Source organism: Tenacibaculum skagerrakense (genome assembly GCF_004345825.1).
Taxonomy (GTDB): domain Bacteria; phylum Bacteroidota; class Bacteroidia; order Flavobacteriales; family Flavobacteriaceae; genus Polaribacter; species Polaribacter skagerrakensis.
On record NZ_SLXM01000020.1, the window covers coordinates 1 to 16041 of the forward strand.

Sequence of the window (16041 nt, forward strand, 5' to 3'; positions counted from 1 at the left end):
CCCATTAGCGCCGATGGTACTGCCAATGGTGGGAGAGTAGGTCGTCGCCTTTCTTTTTATAAAAAAACGCTCAATATTATATTGAGCGTTTTTTTGTTATATAATTATCTTCTACTTTCTTTTGTTGTTTTGTACTTTGTCTTTTTTACTTTTCTTCTCTTAATAAATTCATCTCTTTTATCAACTTTAGCATTAGATTTTGCTTTGAAATAATAGAAATTATCATCTTCTTTTATTTGTCTATAATTTTTTTTAAAGCTTTTTCTGAAAAAGAAATCATTATCATAATCATATATAATACCATAGTTGTAATCAGTATCTACAATACATCCGTCATTATAATAATTTCCTTTAACTTTACCTCTAAAGTAAGGATTTCCCCATCTATCATATTGGATTATCATATTTCCTACTCGAGTTAATTGACCAAATCGATAGTTCATAAATACTTTACCAATTCTAGTTACATTTCCTCTTCTATCATAGTTGATAAATACATTACCAATTTGTCTAATCTGACCTTTATAGTTTCTTTTAATTCTAATTCCATTTCCTTTACCTCGTTTAAATTTAGGGTGTGTATTAAAATCAAAATCTCCATTCAAAAATACATGGAATTTAACTCCTCTTTGAACAAAGGTTACAGCGTTATTGTAATAACGATTGTTAACCCCAATTTTGTCTGTTGATTTTTTTAAGTTGTCAGCATTCAAAATGCTAAATGACATGATACCTACTACTAATAATAAATATTTTTTCATAATTAAACTATTTAGGGTTATGCCTACTCTTTTCGCTTTTCGGCTACCGCATTTGTAATAAACTTTTCAATATATGTGCCAAAAAAATATTTTTCTTATAATTATTCTTTAATTTAACTTCAATAATAGTTACCAATATGTTGATTTTACTGAGAATTTATTGAGTTGTTAATTATTATTGATTTTCTTTTTTGTTTAAAAAATAATTATGATTTTTGAGTTATGATTGATGCAATCGAGAAAAATCTCCAAAGAGGTGTAAAATTATTAAATACAATTTCAGATGAGCAGTATAGTGACTGTTCAGTACCTCCATACTTTTCAAGTATTGGAAATAATATGAGACACATTTTAGATGTGTTTTCATGTATTTTTAATGGGTTAGAAAATGGAAATGTAGATTTCTCTGATAGAGAAAGAAATGAATTAGCACAAGTAAAAACTGAATCAGGAATAGCTTATTTTAATAATATTATTGAAAAATTGCAGACAGTAAATGATGCTGATTTTGATAAGATTGTTCAAGTTACTGATGATTTAGGTACAGGAAAAGTTACTACAAATTATACCTTAGGAAGCGCTTTAGTACAAGCTCATAGTCACGCAATTCATCATTATGCTAGTATTGGATTTATTATTAATCATTTAGGTATTGAGTTACCTGATGCTGATTTTGGTTATAATCCTACAACTCCAAGAAAATAAATGTGATTAGTTACTTTTAGGAGCATTTGAAATGTCTATTTGAATAGCTTGTAATAACAACTGAAATCCTAAAATTAAAGATAAAGTTATTATCATAATAGTTCCAGTAGGTGTAAAGGTATTATTGGAACTATGAATAATCCATGTTTGAATACCAAATATAATTCCGAATAGAAATAAAGGAATTCCTATTAGCAAATAAACTGAACCAATATTGAAATCATATAAAAAATAACGTTTAACAATGCGCTTGAAAAATGTAATAGTTAAATTCTGTGAGAATATAAATAGCATTTTAAACACATTCATATTAGATTGCTCATCACCATAAATAGCTGGCATCGGAATATCAATAATTTTTGCATCTTGGAAGTAAAACTGAGCTAATAATGAAGTTTCGAAAAAATACCTATTGTGTACTTTTGAAAAATCGATTTCTTTTAGAACAGCTGTTTTTATCGCTAAAAAACCATTTGTAGGATCAAAATTATGCCAGTAACCAGTAGCTGCTTTTGTAAGGAAAGAAATACCTAAGTTTCCAAATTTTCTAACAAAAGGCATCGCTTTTAAAGCTTTTAAATCTTTGAATCTGTTTCCTTTTGCGATTGAGGATTTATTTTGAATTAAAGGAGTTAATAGTTTAGGAAGATAACTTAAATCCATTTGATCATCGGCATCGACTTTTACAACTATTTCGTAATTGTTATCTATTGCATATTGAAATCCTTTCATTGTAGCTCCTCCAACTCCTAAATTAACCTCATTTTTTAGGGAGATAAATTTATTTTTATCGACTAAAATTGCCTCAATCTCTTTTTCGGGTAATGGTTCTTTTCCACAATCATCAACAATAATAACAGAGTCTATAAAATCAGGAATTTTAGAGACTACTCTAATAATTTGTTTAGAAGCATTATAGTAAGGAATTACGATAGCTATTTTGTGATCTGAAAAATTGGAATCCATCTATTAGTTTATAGGCTAAAATTTAGTAATTTGGGTTTGCAAAAACTAATATAGATTATTTTTTATGAATGTTAAGAAAAGAAACATTTTAATATTATCAGGTATTCTTTTTATAGGGTTATTAATCACTTATTCCAATCATTTTAAAAATGGATTTCACTTCGATGACAGTCATACTATTGTAAACAATGTAAATATTAGAAGCATTAAAAATATACCTAAGTTTTTTGTGGATACTAAAATGGTAAGTTCCTCAAAAGACCATTGGGGATTGAGACCAGTAGTTACTACTACTTTAGCAGTTGATTACTGGATTGGAGGCGGACTGAATCCTTTTTATTTTCACTTATCAACATTCATTATTTTTATAACATTGCTAATTCTGATGTTTTATATGTTTCGAAAAATTACTTCTGAAGCTTTAGAACATAAGTGGGCTGTTTACATCTGTTTATTTGCAGTAGGATGGTATGGTATTCATACGGTAAATGCTGAAACTATTAATTACATTATATCAAGATCAGATGTTTTATCGACCTTTTTTATAGTTATTTCTTTTTGTTTATATGTGTTGAAACCTAAAACAAGAAAAAATTACTTGTACATTATTCCAGCTATGATTGGTGTACTAGCAAAGGAAACAATCATAGTATTACCAATGTTACTGTTTGTGTATGTTTTCTTCTTTGAAAAAGATAAATCTATAGTCGATTTTTTTAAAGTTAAGAATGTAAAAACTTCTTTAAACTTAATTTTAGCATTACTTCCTTTAATTATTGGTATTGTATTGGTACAATCGTATACATTAATAAAAACGGGCTCAATAGCAGGATTATCGAATAATGTTGTGCATTATATACAAACACAACCTTTTGTTTGGTTTCATTATTTTGTGAGTTTTTTCTTGCCATTTAGCTTAAGTGGTGATACCGATTGGACAGTTATTCCTAATTTTTTTGATGATAGAGTTATTGCTGGGATTTTATTTTTAGGAGCATTAATCTATGTAACTGTAAAAACTTCACTACAAAGAAGAACACGACCAATCGCTTTTGGTTTATTATGGTTTATGTTCGCCTTACTGCCAACTTCTCTTGCACCTCTTTCAGAAGTAATGAACGATCATAGAATGTTTTTTCCTTTTATAGGTTTAACTTTTAGTATTACGTATGCCATTGGTTTATATGTTTTAAAGTTTGAAAAAGAGCTATTGAATACTAACTGGAAAATGAACGGTGTTAGAGCCGGGATTTTTATGGTTCTTTTTTCATATGCTTACGGAACGTATCAAAGAAATAAGGTTTGGTTAAATGATGAAACTTTTTGGTATGATGTAACTCAAAAAAGCCCAAAAAATGGACGAGGATTAATGAATTATGGATTAACTCAAATGGCTAAAGGAAATTATCCAGAAGCTTCAAATTATTTTAATAGAGCGCTTAAAATATATCCTAATTATCATACGCTACATATTAATTTAGGGATTCTTAATTCAGCAATGAAAAACTATCAAAAATCGGAAGAGTTTTTTAACTCAGCAATTGCTTTAAAACCTAACGACGATTTGCCTTATTATTATTACGCAAGAGAATTGAGTAAGAAAGGGGATTTAGAAAGAGCTATGATTTATGGAGAAAAAGCTATTAACTTAAACTCCTATAATTTAGCAAATAGACATTTATTGATTCGAACTTATTATGGTTTAGAAGAGTGGACTAAATTGAAGGATTTAGTAGCTGAAACATTAACTATTTTACCTAATGATCAAGTAGCGCTAGAGCATAAAGATTTAGCTAATAATAAAAAAGATAGACTGACAATTATGGCAGAAGAGGCTGAAGTGAATCCAACTGCTGGGAAATATTTAGAATTAAGTTTATTGTATTATAACAGAGGCATGTTTAAGGAATGTATTGAAGTATGTGAAAAGGCATTGGTGCTGAAACCAGATTTTCATCAAGCTTACAATAACATATGTAGTTCTTATTCATCGATGAAACAATATGAAAAAGCGATTGAAGCTTGTGAAAAAGCATTAGAAATTGCTCCTGATTTTGTGTTAGCTAAGAATAATTTAAACTATGCTAAAAATCAATTAAAACCACAACAGTAATGAGTAAAAACACAATTGATAAAGATTATACAGAGAGATTAGTAGATAAACAGTTTGTGTGGTGGAAAACATTACTAGATGTTCAAAGACCTTATAGATATAACATCAATAAATTAGATTTAGGCTTCGTATTAGATGTTGGGTGTGGAATTGGTAGAAATTTACTTCATTTAAAAGGAAATGGAGTAGGAGTTGACCATAATAAAGATTCTGTAGCTATTTGTAAGGAGAAAGGATTGAAGGCTTATACTAATGAAGAGTTTTTGTCTTCTGAATATAGCAAAGAAAAGACTTTTGATTCTATTTTGTTAGCTCATGTTGCCGAGCATATGACTGAGCAACAAGCTACAGCTTTGTTAAAAGAATACTTACCGTTTTTAAAAGATAATGGTAAAGTGGTAGTAATTACTCCTCAAGAAGCAGGTTATGCCTCAGACCAAACGCATGTTCAGTTTACCGATTTTGAAGTTGTAAAAAGAATTTTTTCTGAGATAGGTGTAGTTGAAAAGAAATTTTATTCATTTCCTTTTCCAAGATTTGTGGGTAAGTTCTTTAAGTACAATGAATTTATTTCAGTGGCTCAAAAAAGCTAAACGATATTGTCTTTATGACCTAAAGAATAAAAATACATTAAAAATTTAGCGAAACCTTTTCCCCAGATACTCTTAAAAACTTCAAATTCCTCTTGTTTTCTAACACCAGAGTTTAATGAAACTGAGGTTTCAGAACTTTCGTGAATTCTATGTTGAATGAGTTTTTTGTTAACAAAGGTGAAGCTTCCTTTTTCCTTAGCAAGTTGTAACCAGGCAATCCAGTCCAAAACACATTTATGGTTAGGAGAAAATAAACTTTCAGGATTTTGTATGTTCTCTAAATTAAAGGTTACCGAAGGGCAACATATAGCATCTCCAAATACTAAAATACTTTTTTTAAAAAAATGACTTTTATGAGTTGCTTTAAATAGAAAGGGTAGAAGTAAGGTTTTTTTTATGTAATAATTTAAGGAGTTACTTCTAATAGTATCACCAACTAAGTCATTATAATCAGTAAAAAATATTAAAGAGTTTTGATGTTTCGAAGAAGTTTTTAAAATGCTTTCAGTATAGTCTTTTTCGTAAATATCGTCTTGATGAGCAATGGTGGCTAATTTTGTTTCAACTTTAGACAGCGCAAAATTCCAATCGTTTCCAATACCAAACTTTCCATTATCGTTAACATAGTATTTAATATTATGTTTATCAGCTACATTTTTAGTTTGTTCAGTAGGTGTAGAAGTAGTAATAATAATAGTACTTGCTACAGATTGCTTTTTTAAATTTAAAATACAAGAGTCTAGAAATGGAGACTCTTTATAAGTAGGTATAACAAAAGTATGTTCAGTCAAGAAAAAAGTTTATTCAAAAATAATTAATAACTAATATATACCCAACCTTTTTTAGTTCTGTCTAATCTATCATTACCAAACTTTAAAGTATAGAAGTATGTTCCTGCAGGTAATTTTTTAGCTTGTTGTATAGTTGCTCTTCCTGTTGAAATGGCAACCCAATCATTTTCATAATTATTTTTTCTGAAAACTTCGTTACCCCATCTGTTGAAAATGATTAATTCATTTTTTTCATAAAGTTCTAATCCTTCAAATACTAATGCATCGTTAGTACCATCTTCGTTAGGAGATATTAAATAGTTATTGCTATCACCTAATTCAATATCAGAGAAAATAGAACCTATAGTTATTACTTCATAATCATTAGGAATAAAATTTTGAGAAGTAATCCTTCCTTCAGTTAAATCACCTTGAATGTTAACACCTCCAAGGTTTATCCATTTATTTTCTGCTTTACTCCACCCAACAACACGCAATAAAGATGTAAGAGGAGAAATGTTTTCTATGTTGCTAAAAGTATCCCAAGTTAAGGTAATAGATGTTTCAGTAGTTCCATCTAAATCCCAAAATTCGTAACTACTAATGCTTTTCAGAATTACTTCTTTATCATTAGTAGAAAAGATTGTTGAAAATGTTGATGGTGTATTTGGATTTTCAGAGAAGTAAGCACCGTTAAAATAAGCTTCTGAAGTTTGTACAGGAGTAATCATTGGTCTAAAACGATTATCATCTCCAATAGGGAATATAAACTCGTTAGTTCCTAAAACAGAAGTATATCCATCTGTATGTCTATCATCATCTTCTCCTACGTAAAAATTATGATTAATAAAGTCTAAAGAGATTGAAGTATTATTTCTAGGAGTATTTACCTTACCATTAATAAACTGTAGCTCATTTCTTATCCCAAGAGAAGTTGCTAAGTTTAGGTCATTAAGAGCATCGATTTCAATATTATTAAACACCGCTCTGTTTAAACCAGATATAGTTCTTACTTCATTGTCACTGTAAAATCCTGTTAATCCTTCATTATTTTCGAAATCTCCATCGTTTATTAAATCTGTATGAAAACCAACCGAAGCATCATTATGCATTTGAATTGAACCAAAATTTTTGAAAGCTGATTGGGCATTTGAAGTAGACGCAGTAATAACTATTAGGCATGCAAATAAACGTGCCATTACTTTAGGGATATGGATCATTCTGTTCTTATTATGTTGAAACTTACAACCTCACTGTTGCTGAAACAAATCTAAGATTAATATTCAGTTGTAAAATATTTATTTCGATGAAAATCATGTTTTTCAGGATAAATAGTAATTTTTCATGAATTTTTACAGCTAAGTATTAATTTATCTATCGATAATAAGACACAAAATGTTTTAGAAAGTCACAGTAGAATTACATTAGAAGTTTGAAAAATTGTGTTTTATTTATAAGCAGTATACAATACAACTAAACTTTCGTTAAGTATATCATCATTTCTACTAGCATTTCCTGTAGTTCCTATAGTATAAGAAATATTGAAAGTAAATCCTCCAGTAGAAGTGGCTGTATTATAATCAAAAGAATTTAACGTTGCAGATAGAACACCTAAATTATCTCCATTTTGGTTTCCATATCTTATACCTATACATTGAGTGTTCGATGAATATCTGGAAATATCATTAATAGAGTTACCACTACCTCCAATGTAGATAACGTTTTGAGTTATTGATGATCCATCGTTTCTTGCGAAACCAGTCATATTTCCAAAAGAATTTGCAATACCTTGGTCATTATTACTTGTTTGATTATCATTATTTAATCCAAAACTTTCGATATTAGCATACGCGGTAAATGTAACTTGACTTGGTTGAAATGGAATTCCTGTTACTTGAGTTGTAAATGAAGTACTAGTAGATCCTCCAGGAGCATTTATTATAAATGAACCAACATAAACACTGGGAGAAGTTTTTAAAGCTACCCAATCAGTTCCATCATAATAATAAAATACTTTTTCGTCGGTACTGTACGCTAGCGTTGCTGTAACTGGATTGGCAATAGCATTAATTTGCGCAGTAGTACCACTTGGAAAACCCGATACAGGAGTGCCTGGGAATACTTGACCATTAATTTTTAAAAAAGAAAAAAGAAAAAAGAAAAATAATAAATATTTCATTGAAAATAAACTTAATTTTATTCAACAATAAATTGGTTTGCATTAATAGTACTCCCTACAGTATATCCATCAGGATTTGTCCCCCAAGTAAACTGCATAAAATCTCCACCTCCGTTTTCATAATACCAAAATTCTATTTTGTGTTTTCCTGCGGCTAAATTAATAGTTCCAGATCGAGTAGTTGGTCCTTGATCAAACCAATTTTCAACTGCTAAAACTCCATCAATATAAATTCTGGTACCATCATCTGATCGAGCGTTGAAAGTAAAACTTCCCGCATTTTGAACTTCTAATGTTCCAGTATACATTAAAATATAACCATCAGTATCTGGGGTTATTGAACTTCTTGCGGTATCATTTAAGTCTGAGGTAATTGTTCCTTGAGTTGTTGATACACCTAAGGAACGAGGATTATCAATATTTGGTTGTGATGTATTAGCAATATTCCACGTAAAATATTGTAATCCAGCATTAGAATTAGTTGAATTATTTGAGGAAGTATTTATTTGTTGCCAATTTACTCCATCACTTTGTAACCATAAATTTATTGAACCGATAGTTGTAGAGGATGTATTTGACTGATTTAAATAACTAGAAATAGATATGGTATTCCCTGAAATATTCTTAATCACATAAATTCTACCCGAACAAGTGTTAGCTGCCGGTAATGTAATTGTTGAGTTAGCAGTAACCACTATCGTATGGTGATCTTCTGTTAGAGTGATATTACTATTAACTGAAAGTATTGATTTAGAAACTGAACCAACAACTTGCAAAGTAGAATTAGCTATGTTATATCCAGATTGAGAGTCGTCATAATCACTATCTACAGGAATTTCAGCAGTATTTAAATTAATTCCAAATCTAGTTTTAGCAGCAGCAGTATTATTACTACCCTGAACTCTAAATAGTTCTTTATGAAATTGTCCATTACGATAATCATATCTTTTAAAAATGATAGGTTCAGCACCATCATCACCAATAATAAATTCTAATCGTCCATCATTTGAAGGACCTCCAGAACCAATCTCAAATAAATCGGTAACACCAGCACTTCCTTTTAAACGAAAACTCCCATTGGTAGTTGTAAAAAACATAGGTTTATAAAATGATGCACCTGCTGCTGCAAATTGAAGAGCAGCAGTACTACCATTACCATTTAAATGCATTAAAGGCTGATTATTATCTGTATAATCAGGGAATCCTTGAGTTAATCCTAATGTTTGCCTACGACCAAATTCTAAAATAGGAGTATTATTAGAACGGATTTGCATACGAACATCGTCAATAGTTCCAAGAAAATTTGAAGTTGTTGTAGATGCATTTCCACTTAATAACCAATTGGTTCCGCTGGTAGAAACCCAATTTGTACCATTGTAATAGTATAGTATTTTTTGATCGGTACTGTAAGCAATAACTCCTTCTACAGGATTCAAAGTAGCATTAATCTGTGCAGTAGTACCACTTGGAAAACCCGATACAGGTGTGCCTGGGAATACTTGTGATTGAATTTGTAAAAGAAAAGAAAAAAATAAAATAGTTAATACAGTTTTCATAAACTTGAAGATGAGTAATAAATCATTAATTGATTTTTCTTAGAGTCATTCCTGTAGCGTTTCCGTCGATAACTACTTCACCAGTACTATTAATACTTTTTTCTCTAATCTTAATACCATAGCTTTGAAAGGCAGTTAAGTTCAGAAAAACAGTTCTTGAGGCAGTTACATATCGTTGATTTGTGTTACCAATTAAGGTAACAATACTACCTGTATTTGAGATAGGGTTGGTATTTTCACAAACAACTACTTCTAATGAACTATTTCCTCCACTACTAAAATCTGCTCCGTTTTCTTTTCTCAAAGAAACACTATACGATACTTCATACAAACCAGATTCTGTAACTTGAACTTGATCACTTGTTGTATTTGCAACAGAACCACTAGAAACTCTTACCGAGTTTAAAGGTATTAATGTACCATTAGTATTAAAATCAGCAATAGTTATTGTTGAGTCTGAATTATTATATTTATCAACTAAAGTTAGCGTTCCACTTGAAGAATTTGCATTATTCATTTGTTGCCAATTAGTACCATCACTTTGAATATTAAGTGTACTATTTGCTGCAATAGTTGAAGTGTTTGAATTTGATAAATTCAAATAGTTAGAAATTGTTATCGTATTCGAAGTATTATTTTTAAGGATGTATTCTCTACCACTACAAGTATTAGCATTAGGCAATGTTATGGTATAATTTCCATTTATAACTACAGCATAATGGTCTTCAGTTAATGTAGTGTTACTATTAATTATATCTAATGATTTAGAAATAGAACCATCAACTTGAAGTGTAGAGTTAGCAATATTAAATCCGGATTGAGCATCGTCATAATCGCTATCAACAGGAATTTCAGCAGTATTTAAATTAACACCAAACCTTGTTTTAGCGGCGGCGGTATTATTACTACCTTGAACTCTAAACAGTTCTTTATGAAATTGTCCATTACGATAATCATATCTTTTAAAAATGATAGGTTCAGCACCATCATCACCAATAATAAATTCCAATCGACCATCATTTGAAGGTCCTCCAGAACCAATTTCAAATAAATCGGTAACACCAGCACTTCCTTTTAAACGAAAACTACCATTAGTAGTTGTGAAAAACATGGGTTTGTAAAATGAAGCTCCAGCAGCAGCAAATTGAAGTGCAGCAGTACTACCATTACCATTTAAATGCATTAAAGGTTGGTTATTATCTGTATAGTCAGGAAATCCTTGAGTTAATCCTAATGTTTGTCTGCGACCAAATTCTAAAATAGGAGTATTATTGGAACGGATTTGCATACGAACATCGTCTATTGTTCCAAGAAAATTTGAAGTTGTAGTTGATGCATTTCCACTTAATAACCAATTAGCTCCACTGGTAGAAACCCAATTGGTACCATTGTAATAGTATAGTATTTTTTGATCTGTGCTATAAACAATAATTCCTTCTACTGGATTAGGAATTGCATTGATTTCTGCAGTAGTACCACTCGGTAAACCAGATACTGGAGTTCCTGGAAATACTTGTGATTGAATAGAATTAAATGTAAGGGAAAAAATAAATATTAGTACTATTTTTTTTTTCATTGGGGATTTAATTTGTTACTCTAAAAGTTATTCTTCGATTTGTTATTATAGTTTTATTACAATTTTCAACAGTCACTGTAACTGTTCCAGTAGAAGTTAAACCCGAATTATTGGTCACTGTAACTTCGTATGTATAACTCCCTGGAGTAGGAGGTGTGTCTGTTGGGTTTTCTATGGTTGAGCTGAATGAATAACCAGAAGGAGCACTAGCCGTCCAGTTATAGGTTAGGGGAGTGTCATTAACTTCTGTTCCACCAGGATTTGCATTTAGCTGTAATAATTGATTTGCACATGCAGGATCTGGTGTAGCTGTAGGAAAGACACTTAAATTTCCACCTTCATTATTTACTGTGTTAAAAGTAACTACACTACTACCTCCACCACCATTACAAGTGGCGTATTTTGTTGAACCAATTTGTAGTATTTTAGAAGCACTACATGCAGTGGTATTTTCAAATATTCCGTGATCTACACCTAATTGAAGAGAAGGATCTGGGTTAGGAGATTGAACAGCAAAAGCCGTACCTGCAGGTAATGAAAAAGTTTTATTTACTGTCCAATTAAGTAATCCATCATAAGCTATTGTAAACTGATTTACATTTAAGCTAGAAGTATTGCTAATTAATAAGTTGTCAATTCCGCCAGTTCTATCTCCTAAAGTAACGGAGTTAATAGCACCAGTAATGTTACTGTTAATAGTAACCGTTACACCATTACCAATCGTAACATCATTAGCACCAGCTACTTGACCAGGATAATTGGTTGCTGCTACCCAAGCAGAACCATTGTACACTTCCCAAATGGCTACATTGGTCCAGTTACCTGATGCTACAGTTCTATAATCATTAGTAGATTGACTATACAGAAAAGGTGTAGTTATAAATAATATTATATAGAGTATTTTAAATTTCATTATTTAACAACAAATACTACGTTAACAATTGTATTATCATCATTAGGTACACTATCAACATTGTATGTCATAAGGCCACTTGCATCAATACTTGTAATAGTTAAAACACTGGTATCATAGGCTGTTATATAATAATAAAGTTCATTAGCAGCATATGTTGGTATACTAGTTGGAGCTCCTGTACTAACTACTGCTGGAGAACCAAATTGAGAAATATATTCATTATACAAGTTTAACGTTCTTCCAGTTCCAGTTGTAGATGCATCTATTGCTACCGAGGGAGGGTAGAAAATTTTTGCTGAATTTAGTGGAGATCGTAAGCTTAACCATGAAGCACCATCATAATAATAAAATATTTTTTCATCTGTACTGTAAGCAACAATACCCTGTGTAGATGGAGTTAAAGCGGTTATCTCAGCTGTTGTTCCACTAGGAAATCCAGATACCGGGGTACCAGTAAATACTTGAGCATAAGCATAGATAGCACTAAAAAAAACTAATAGAATTATGATTTTCTTCATTTATTAGTGTTTGTTTATTTTAAAAATCTTCAATAGTAAAGTACCAATTAGCATCTATGTAATATAGGTATGTATTACTAGCATATAGTTGAACAGTAAATGTTGTACTTGTTTGAGAAGTAACTTGACCGCTAACTTGAAACGTAGCATTACTAAACGCTGTAATGTGTATAATATAATCAGAATTACCTCTATCAGGTATTGTTACAGTATAATTACCAGCACTATTTCTAACTACTGAAGTAACACCTTGTGATCTTATTAATGCTCCGGTAGCTCCATTAACTTTTGCAAATGCTTTAATATATGCATCACCCGTAGCTCCTGTAGCACCTGTTGCACCTGTATTTCCTGTTGCACCAGTCTGTCCTGTTGCACCTGTTTGTCCTGTGCTTCCTGTTGCTCCGGTTTCACCCGTTGCACCTGTATTACCTGTCGCACCAGTTTCTCCTGTAGCTCCTGTGTTTCCTGTGTTTCCTGTCGCACCAGTCTGTCCTGTTGCTCCTGTGCTTCCTGTTGTACCTGTGTTTCCTGTTGTACCTGTGTTTCCAGTAGCCCCAGTTTGACCTGTTGCACCAGTCTGTCCTGTTGCACCTGTATTTCCTGTAGCTCCGGTTTGTCCTGTCGCCCCTGTGCTTCCTGTTGCTCCAGTTTGACCTGTTGCACCTGTATTTCCTGTCGCACCAGTTTGTCCCGTTGAACCTGTACTTCCTGTTGCACCTGTATTTCCTGTCGCACCAGTTTGTCCTGTTGCACCTGTGCTTCCTGTAGCTCCGGTTTCACCCGTAGCACCTGTATTTCCTGTCGCCCCAGTTTCACCTGTTGCACCTGTATTTCCTGTAGCTCCTGTGCTTCCTGTCGCACCAGTTTCACCCGTTTCACCTGTACTTCCTGTTGCTCCGGTTTCACCAGTAGCACCTGTACTTCCTGTTGCACCTGTATTTCCTGTCGCACCAGTTTGTCCTGTTGTACCTGTGCTTCCTGTTGCTCCAGTTTGTCCTGTTGCTCCTGTGCTTCCTGTAGCTCCGGTTTGTCCTGTCGCCCCTGTGCTTCCTGTCGCACCAGTTTGTCCCGTTACACCTGTATTTCCTGTAGCTCCGGTTTGTCCTGTCGCCCCTGTGCTTCCTGTCGCACCAGTTTGTCCCGTTGCACCTGTACTTCCTGTTGCACCTGTATTTCCTGTCGCACCAGTTTGTCCTGTTGCACCTGTGCTTCCTGTAGCTCCGGTTTCACCCGTAGCACCTGTATTTCCTGTCGCCCCAGTTTCACCTGTTGCACCTGTATTTCCTGTCGCCCCAGTTTGTCCTGTTGCACCTGTATTTCCTGTCGCACCAGTTTCACCCGTTGCACCTGTACTTCCTGTTGCTCCGGTTTCACCAGTAGCACCTGTATTTCCTGTCGCACCAGTTTGACCCGTTGCACCTGTGCTTCCTGTTGCACCAGTTTGTCCTGTTGCTCCAGTTTGTCCTGTCGCACCAGTTTGTCCTGTTGCACCAGTTTGTCCTGTCGCCCCAGTTTCACCCGTTGCACCTGTATTTCCTGTCGCACCAGTTTGACCTGTTGCTCCTGTGCTTCCTGTAGCTCCGGTTTGTCCTGTCGTCCCTGTGCTTCCTGTCGCCCCAGTTTCACCCGTTGCACCTGTATTTCCTGTCGCACCAGTTTGTCCTGTTGCACCTGTATTTCCTGTAGCTCCTGTGCTTCCTGTCGCTCCAGTACTTCCTGTCGCTCCAGTTGTCCCCGTTGCACCTGTATTTCCTGTAGCTCCTGTGTTTCCTGTCGCACCAGTTTGTCCTGTTGCTCCGGTTTCACCCGTTGCACCTGTGCTTCCTGTAGCCCCAGTTTGTCCTGTTGCACCTGTGCTTCCTGTCGCACCAGTTTGTCCTGTTGCACCAGTTTCTCCTGTTGCACCTGTACTTCCTGTTGCACCAGTTTGTCCTGTCGCTCCTGTGTTTCCTGTCGCCCCTGTGCTTCCTGTCGCCCCTGTGCTTCCTGTCGCACCAGTTTGTCCTGTTGCACCTGTATTTCCTGTCGCACCAGTTTGTCCTGTTGCACCTGTGCTTCCTGTAGCTCCGGTTTCACCCGTAGCACCAGTTTGTCCAGTTGCACCTGTATTTCCTGTCGCACCAGTTTGTCCTGTTGCACCTGTGCTTCCTGTAGCTCCGGTTTCACCCGTAGCACCTGTATTTCCTGTCGCCCCAGTTTCACCTGTTGCACCTGTATTTCCTGTCGCCCCAGTTTGTCCTGTTGCACCTGTATTTCCTGTCGCACCAGTTTCACCCGTTGCACCTGTACTTCCTGTTGCTCCGGTTTCACCAGTAGCACCTGTATTTCCTGTCGCACCAGTTTGACCCGTTGCTCCAGTTTGTCCTGTCGCACCAGTTTGTCCTGTTGCACCTGTACTTCCTGTTGCTCCAGTTTGTCCTGTCGCCCCAGTTTCACCCGTTGCACCTGTATTTCCTGTAGCCCCAGTTTGACCTGTTGCTCCTGTGCTTCCTGTAGCTCCGGTTTGTCCTGTCGCCCCTGTGCTTCCTGTCGCCCCAGTTTCACCCGTTGCACCTGTATTTCCTGTCGCACCAGTTTGTCCTGTTGCACCTGTATTTCCTGTCGCACCAGTTTCACCCGTTGCACCTGTATTTCCTGTCGCACCAGTTTGACCTGTTGCTCCTGTGCTTCCTGTAGCTCCGGTTTGTCCTGTCGCCCCTGTGCTTCCTGTCGCACCAGTTTGCCCCGTTACACCTGTATTTCCTGTAGCTCCGGTTTGTCCTGTCGCACCAGTTTGTCCTGTTGCTCCTGTGCTTCCTGTAGCTCCGGTTTGTCCTGTCGCCCCTGTGCTTCCTGTCGCACCAGTTTGTCCAGTTGCACCTGTATTTCCTGTCGCACCAGTTTGTCCTGTTGCACCTGTGCTTCCTGTAGCTCCGGTTTCACCCGTAGCACCTGTACTTCCTGTAGCTCCAGTTTGACCTGTCGCACCAGTTTGTCCTGTTGCTCCGGTTTCACCCGTTGCACCTGTATTTCCTGTAGCTCCTGTGCTTCCTGTCGCACCAGTACTTCCTGTCGCTCCAGTTGTCCCCGTTGCACCTGTATTTCCTGTAGCTCCTGTGTTTCCTGTCGCACCAGTTTGTCCTGTTGCTCCGGTTTCACCCGTTGCCCCTGTGCTTCCTGTAGCCCCAGTTTGTCCTGTTGCACCTGTGCTTCCTGTTGCACCAGTTTCTCCTGTTGCACCTGTACTTCCTGTTGCACCAGTTTGTCCTGTCGCTCCTGTGTTTCCTGTCGCCCCTGTGCTTCCTGTCGCACCAGTTTGTCCTGTTGCACCTGTATTTCCTGTCGCACCAGTTTGTCCTGTTGCACCTGTGCTTCCTGTAGCTCCGGTTTCACCCGTAGCACCTGT

The 16041-nt window shown here is 35.1% G+C and carries 15 protein-coding genes; 3 read left to right on the plus strand and 12 right to left on the minus strand.

All coding sequences use genetic code 11. The annotated features are described in order from the left end of the window. Positions 1-104: 104 nt before the first annotated feature. Positions 105-761, minus strand: coding sequence for a hypothetical protein (locus EV195_RS16400; protein ID WP_132796064.1), 657 nt, complete (start codon positions 759-761; stop codon positions 105-107). A gap of 222 nt (positions 762-983) precedes the next feature. Between EV195_RS16400 and EV195_RS16405 the strand changes: the two genes are divergently transcribed. Then, positions 984-1466 carry a DinB family protein gene (locus tag EV195_RS16405; protein ID WP_132796065.1) on the plus strand — a complete coding sequence of 161 codons (483 nt, stop codon included), beginning with the start codon at positions 984-986 and terminating at the stop codon, positions 1464-1466. A gap of 6 nt (positions 1467-1472) precedes the next feature. On the opposite strand, the gene EV195_RS16410 is transcribed toward EV195_RS16405, so the two are convergent. Next, complete coding sequence (locus EV195_RS16410; RefSeq protein ID WP_132796066.1) at positions 1473-2432, minus strand: glycosyltransferase family 2 protein; 960 nt, start codon at positions 2430-2432, stop codon at positions 1473-1475. Positions 2433-2496: 64 nt separating this feature from the next. On the opposite strand from EV195_RS16410, the gene EV195_RS16415 reads away from it, so the two are divergent. Together EV195_RS16415 and EV195_RS16420 are read left to right on the plus strand one after the other, a co-directional pair. Further along, positions 2497-4545 carry a tetratricopeptide repeat protein gene (locus EV195_RS16415; protein WP_132796067.1) on the plus strand — a complete coding sequence of 683 codons (2049 nt, stop codon included), beginning with the start codon at positions 2497-2499 and terminating at the stop codon, positions 4543-4545. After that, complete coding sequence (locus EV195_RS16420) at positions 4545-5138, plus strand: class I SAM-dependent methyltransferase (RefSeq protein ID WP_132796068.1); 594 nt, start codon at positions 4545-4547, stop codon at positions 5136-5138. Before EV195_RS16415 ends, EV195_RS16420 begins: the two co-directional genes overlap by 1 nt. On the opposite strand, the gene EV195_RS16425 is transcribed toward EV195_RS16420, so the two are convergent. From EV195_RS16425 to EV195_RS16865, 10 genes are all read right to left on the minus strand, one after another. Beyond that, the gene (locus EV195_RS16425) at positions 5135-5929 is read right to left on the minus strand and encodes a glycosyltransferase (protein WP_132796069.1); all 795 of its coding nucleotides are present in this window, start codon (positions 5927-5929) and stop codon (positions 5135-5137) included. The two genes, EV195_RS16420 and EV195_RS16425, sit on opposite strands and share 4 nt — an antisense overlap. A gap of 23 nt (positions 5930-5952) precedes the next feature. Beyond that, positions 5953-7128: a gliding motility-associated C-terminal domain-containing protein gene (locus EV195_RS16430; protein WP_132796070.1), complete on the minus strand. Its 1176-nt coding sequence runs from the start codon at positions 7126-7128 to the stop codon at positions 5953-5955. 227 nt (positions 7129-7355) lie between these two features. Continuing rightward, complete coding sequence (locus EV195_RS16435; RefSeq protein ID WP_132796071.1) at positions 7356-8087, minus strand: hypothetical protein; 732 nt, start codon at positions 8085-8087, stop codon at positions 7356-7358. 17 nt (positions 8088-8104) lie between these two features. Beyond that, positions 8105-9643: a PA14 domain-containing protein gene (locus EV195_RS16440; RefSeq protein WP_132796072.1), complete on the minus strand. Its 1539-nt coding sequence runs from the start codon at positions 9641-9643 to the stop codon at positions 8105-8107. Between the two features lie 25 nt (positions 9644-9668). Further along, a complete protein-coding gene (locus EV195_RS16445; protein WP_132796073.1) occupies positions 9669-11219 on the minus strand; it encodes a hypothetical protein in 1551 nt (516 codons plus the stop codon). Positions 11220-11226: 7 nt separating this feature from the next. Continuing rightward, positions 11227-12132 carry a PKD domain-containing protein gene (locus EV195_RS16450; protein ID WP_132796074.1) on the minus strand — a complete coding sequence of 302 codons (906 nt, stop codon included), beginning with the start codon at positions 12130-12132 and terminating at the stop codon, positions 11227-11229. Further along, complete coding sequence (locus EV195_RS16455) at positions 12132-12653, minus strand: hypothetical protein (protein WP_132796075.1); 522 nt, start codon at positions 12651-12653, stop codon at positions 12132-12134. Before EV195_RS16455 ends, EV195_RS16450 begins: the two co-directional genes overlap by 1 nt. 261 nt (positions 12654-12914) lie before the next feature. Next, positions 12915-13715, minus strand: a complete 801-nt coding sequence (locus EV195_RS16855) for a coiled-coil domain-containing protein (protein WP_243693141.1) — start codon at positions 13713-13715, stop codon at positions 12915-12917. Between the two features lie 12 nt (positions 13716-13727). Next, positions 13728-15371 carry a coiled-coil domain-containing protein gene (locus tag EV195_RS16860; RefSeq protein ID WP_243693142.1) on the minus strand — a complete coding sequence of 548 codons (1644 nt, stop codon included), beginning with the start codon at positions 15369-15371 and terminating at the stop codon, positions 13728-13730. A 12-nt stretch (positions 15372-15383) separates the two neighbouring features. Further along, the coding region (locus EV195_RS16865) for a coiled-coil domain-containing protein (protein WP_243693143.1) at positions 15384-16041 on the minus strand (658 nt) is incomplete at its 5' end.

Excerpts from the sequence above, each read along its gene's own strand:
- EV195_RS16420 (WP_132796068.1), top strand. The coding sequence starts at position 4,545 with ATGAGTAAAAACACAATTGATAAAGATTATACAGAGAGATTAGTAGAT.
- EV195_RS16450 (WP_132796074.1), bottom strand. The coding sequence starts at position 12,132 with ATGAAATTTAAAATACTCTATATAATATTATTTATAACTACACCTTTT.
- EV195_RS16455 (WP_132796075.1), bottom strand. The coding sequence starts at position 12,653 with ATGAAGAAAATCATAATTCTATTAGTTTTTTTTAGTGCTATCTATGCT.
- EV195_RS16430 (WP_132796070.1), bottom strand. The coding sequence starts at position 7,128 with ATGATCCATATCCCTAAAGTAATGGCACGTTTATTTGCATGCCTAATA.
- EV195_RS16405 (WP_132796065.1), top strand. The coding sequence starts at position 984 with ATGATTGATGCAATCGAGAAAAATCTCCAAAGAGGTGTAAAATTATTA.
- EV195_RS16415 (WP_132796067.1), top strand. The coding sequence starts at position 2,497 with ATGAATGTTAAGAAAAGAAACATTTTAATATTATCAGGTATTCTTTTT.
- EV195_RS16445 (WP_132796073.1), bottom strand. The coding sequence starts at position 11,219 with ATGAAAAAAAAAATAGTACTAATATTTATTTTTTCCCTTACATTTAAT.
- EV195_RS16440 (WP_132796072.1), bottom strand. The coding sequence starts at position 9,643 with ATGAAAACTGTATTAACTATTTTATTTTTTTCTTTTCTTTTACAAATT.
- EV195_RS16435 (WP_132796071.1), bottom strand. The coding sequence starts at position 8,087 with ATGAAATATTTATTATTTTTCTTTTTTCTTTTTTCTTTTTTAAAAATT.
- EV195_RS16400 (WP_132796064.1), bottom strand. The coding sequence starts at position 761 with ATGAAAAAATATTTATTATTAGTAGTAGGTATCATGTCATTTAGCATT.
- EV195_RS16410 (WP_132796066.1), bottom strand. The coding sequence starts at position 2,432 with ATGGATTCCAATTTTTCAGATCACAAAATAGCTATCGTAATTCCTTAC.